The organism is Oribacterium sp. (assembly GCF_057249185.1).
This window is the reverse complement of record NZ_DBHIGR010000194.1, coordinates 1-3,827: the sequence shown is the minus strand read 5'-3', so window position 1 is coordinate 3,827 and position 3,827 is coordinate 1. Positions and strand designations below refer to the sequence as shown.

5 protein-coding genes are annotated in these 3,827 nt (G+C 41.9%); all 5 read right to left on the bottom strand.

What is annotated here, in order from left to right; all coding sequences use genetic code 11:
• Positions 1-437, bottom strand: a 437-nt coding sequence (locus tag ACO4PX_RS09225; protein WP_485572360.1) for a site-2 protease family protein, incomplete at its 3' end; no start/stop codon positions are given.
• Entirely contained in the window at positions 434-1,585 is a 1,152-nt protein-coding gene (dxr, locus tag ACO4PX_RS09220) for a 1-deoxy-D-xylulose-5-phosphate reductoisomerase (RefSeq protein ID WP_315369991.1), read from the bottom strand. The genes ACO4PX_RS09225 and dxr, both read right to left, overlap by 4 nt.
• A 200-nt stretch (positions 1,586-1,785) precedes the next feature.
• On the bottom strand, positions 1,786-2,661 hold the full coding sequence (locus tag ACO4PX_RS09215) for a phosphatidate cytidylyltransferase (RefSeq protein WP_315369992.1): 876 nt from the start codon (positions 2,659-2,661) through the stop codon (positions 1,786-1,788).
• A 147-nt stretch (positions 2,662-2,808) separates the two neighbouring features.
• Positions 2,809-3,546: an undecaprenyl pyrophosphate synthase gene (gene uppS / locus ACO4PX_RS09210; RefSeq protein WP_315369993.1), complete on the bottom strand. Its 738-nt coding sequence runs from the start codon at positions 3,544-3,546 to the stop codon at positions 2,809-2,811.
• Positions 3,543-3,827 (bottom strand): ribosome-recycling factor (locus ACO4PX_RS09205; RefSeq protein ID WP_485572359.1); only part of this gene is annotated, 285 nt, incomplete at its 5' end. The genes ACO4PX_RS09205 and uppS, both read right to left, overlap by 4 nt.

Here is a 3,827-nt window from a genome sequence, read left to right as displayed (position 1 = left end):
GGAAGCTGAACCCCAATCGTTCCGGTTAGGAAAAGGGCAATCAAAAAGCCTAAAAGGAAGTTGTTGAAAACGCCGGCAATACAGATAATAAAACGCTGCCAAGCCGGCTTTCCTTCAAAGCTCTTCGTCTTTAATTCTTCTTCGCTATAAATTACTCCATCAAAATCATAGACATTTTCCGCATTATCCTCCTGCTTTGGAGCCAGAAAATCACCGGAGCCTGCCGCATCCTCTCCCAGCATGGCACAGCTTCCGCCCAAGGGAAGTAACTTTAAGCTGTATCGGGTATTTTTATATAAAAAGGATAGGAGTCTGGGTCCCATCCCAATAGAAAACTCATTGACCCCTACATGAAAAAACTTAGCCGCAAGAAAATGCCCCAGTTCATGAAAAAAAACTAAAAATGACAGGGCAAGTATGGCCAAAACTATACTCAATTCTTATCCTCCTTATGTAATCTTCTTACTTCTTCTCTAGCCCACTGTTCCGTTTCGAAAATTTCCTCTACAGAAGGAAATTCTATCCAAGTTTTTTCGTGTTCCTTCATACAATGGGCAATGCTTCTTGGAATCTCCATGAAACGAATTTTATCCTCTAAGAACAAGCGAACCGATTCTTCGTTAGCTGCATTATATACTGTAGGCATACTGCCTCCTTTGGCACCGGCCTCCATTCCCAAAGCAAGCCCCGGAAAATCCTCCAAGGAAGGGGGATAGAAATGCAGGGAAAAAGCCTTGGAAAAGTCTATCCTTTGCTCCCTATAGCACTCCCTTTCCTCTTGGAAGAGGGCATAGGCAATGGGCAGACGCATATCCGGTACCCCCATCTGTCCCTTTACTGCGCCATCCTGAAAGACCACCGCAGAATGTAAAATGCTTTCCCGCTGAATCACTACCTGAATCTTCTCCATGGGAATATTAAAGAGCCAGTGGGCTTCCATCATTTCCAAACCCTTATTCACCATGGTAGCGGAATCAATGGTGATTTTTTGTCCCATGGACCAGTTAGGGTGCTTTAAGGCATCCGCCTTGGTTTTCCCTTCCATCTCTTCCTTTTTTAGTCTGAAAAAAGGACCGCCGGATGCGGTTAACAAGAGGGATTCCACAGATTTTTCTTCTTCCCCCCGAAGGCATTGCCAGATGGCGGAATGCTCCGAGTCAATGGGAAAGAGCTTCGCCCGGTATTCCGAAAGCATAGGCATAATCAAATGCCCTGCACAAACCAGCGTTTCTTTATTGGCTAATGCAATTTTTTTCCCTGCTTTGATCGCGGAAATTGTGGGGAGAATCCCAATCATTCCCACTAAAGCGATCACTACCATATCCGCCTCCGGAAGTGTGGCCAGCTCTATCAAGCCCTCCATTCCGGAAGACACCGGCATATCCAAATCGGCGGAAAGCTTTTCTGCCAAAGCTTCTTCATATACACAAAGCCTGGGAACCTGCCATTCTCCAGCCTGCTCCTTCAAAAGCTCTATTTTGGATTTCACCGAAAGTCCAATTACCTTATGCTCTGGATGTTCCTTTAAAAGGGATAGACACTGGGTTCCGATGGAACCGCTACTCCCTAAAATAACGATATTCATTCTTTACCTTCCCCAAATTACAGTGAAGACTTACTTTATTAAAATATATCAAGGATAAGTCTTACATGATGATTTAAAATTACGACATTATTAAATATGTCGTTATTCTTTATTTCATGAGTTTTTGATCTCATCAGTTCTTATCTATGTTTTTCTTGCTTATTATAAAGTGAGGGACGATTGTTTTTCCTTCTTTTGTATTAAATCTTTTTAAAATAATCTAAAACTGTTATGCCATAGTAAATAATGGGCGCCGTAAACAGAACAGAATCAAAACGATCCAAAATTCCTCCATGTCCCGGAATCAAATGGCTGTAGTCCTTAATTTGAAAATCCCTTTTCATTCCGGATGCCATCAAATCTCCTCCGATAGAAAATAAGGCGGCAAGGGATACTGCCAGCGCCAAAAGAAATGGAGACAGATGTAAAGGTAGACCTCTTCCCTTAAAGAAAAGAGCAAAAATAAAAGCTAAAATTCCGGATCCCAGAATCCCTCCCACAGCACCTTCCCAAGTTTTTTTCGGACTTAAAACCGGCGTCATCTTATGTTTTCCAAAAAGAAGACCGGCGCAATAGGCACAGGTATCCGCTCCCCAACTGGATAAAAATACCAGCCAAACCAAAACCTTTCCATGGGGTAGTGTTCTACACTGATAAATATAGGATAAAAGAATTCCCGCATAGGGAAAAACCAAAAAGAACAGTGCAATCTCCCGAATATCCGCCTTGGGATAGCTTAATACATAATAGAATCCCAAAAGAAAAAGATAAGAAAGAAGCAAAAAGAAAGAAATAGGAAGGTGCAAAAATAAGGCTGAATAGTAAAGAACAACAAAAAAATAAGACAAGAAAGAAATCCCCTTCTTATCTAAGGAAAAGCAATGCAATAATTCATAAGTGGCAAAGAGGGATAAAAACAGGCAAAAAAACAAGACCGGTAAACCTCCTAGCGGAAGAATTCCAAATAACAGTAAAAGCAGAGCAATACCGCTAATCAGCCTTGTCAGAAAAGAACTCAACTTGTGTTCATTTTGTCCCTTACTTTGTTCCGTCCTATTTTCCTTTTGTTCTACCATATACTACCCTTTACTATAATTTCTATAATCCCTAAACAATTTTCAAAGTTATTCTTCCTTACACTTCCTAAACAATTTTCAAAATTATTCTTCCTTACATTCCTAGCTTCATAGAATAAAAGTTCCAGTAAAAGAAAAACAAATTATTTATGCCTTTCGTCCCCCAAAGCGTCGTTCTCTCTTCTGATAGGATTCTATGGCCTTCTGAAGCTCTTCCAGGTTGAAGTCCGGCCAGTATACCGAGCTGATATAATACTCCGCATAGGCGGACTGCCATAGGAGGAAGTTGGAGGTACGAAACTCTCCGGATGTGCGAATCACTAAATCCGGATCCGGCGTTCCTGCAGTATCCAGATACTTCGAAAACTCTTCTTCCGTAAGGTGAGAAAGCTTTTCTGTGAGCTCTGAAGGAGGGCTTTCCAACACTATTCTGTGAATCGCCCTGATTATCTCATCTCTTCCCCCATAATTTACGGCGAAGCTGAAGAGCATACCGGTATTTGCCTTGGTACTCTCTTCCAGCTCGGCAATTCCCTTTTGAATGTCTTCCGGAAAACGGCTTCTTTCTCCTATCATTTTCGCTCGAACATTATTGGCATTGGCTACAGTAATTAACTTTTTCATATAGAAACGAAAGAGCTGCATCAAAGCTCCCACCTCTTCCTCGGAACGTTTCCAGTTTTCCGTGGAAAAGCCGTAAACTGTTAAATACTCTATGCCAAGCCTGGCACAATCTTCCACGGTTTGTTCCAGAGTCTCACAACCCTTTTTATGTCCTAAAGCCCTTGGTAACGCATGAGAAGCCGCCCAACGACCATTGCCATCCAAGATGATGGCAATGTGCCTTGGAAGGCTTCTTTGCTCTTGATTATTTTGAAAAATCATACAGTCATTAATTCCTTATTCTTAGCCTCAACAGACTTGTCAATTTTCTCAATCATATGGTCTGTAAGCTCCTGAATATCCTTGGTTTGTCTACTCAGGTCATCCTCGGTGATTTCCGCATTCTTTTCCAGCTTCTTCGCTAAATCCATAGCATCCCTACGAATATTTCGAATGGCAATCTTAGCGGCCTCTCCCTTTTTCTTTACATCCTTGGTTAATTCTTTACGTCTCTCCTCGGTAAGCTCCGGAAAAACCAGACGAATCACCTGTCCGTCATTGGT

Bases quoted from the DNA above. Each gene is read 5' to 3' on its own strand.
- dxr (WP_315369991.1), bottom strand. From the start codon at position 1,585: ATGAATATCGTTATTTTAGGGAGTAGCGGTTCCATCGGAACCCAGTGT.
- ACO4PX_RS09215 (WP_315369992.1), bottom strand. From the start codon at position 2,661: ATGGTAGAACAAAAGGAAAATAGGACGGAACAAAGTAAGGGACAAAAT.
- uppS (WP_315369993.1), bottom strand. From the start codon at position 3,546: ATGATTTTTCAAAATAATCAAGAGCAAAGAAGCCTTCCAAGGCACATT.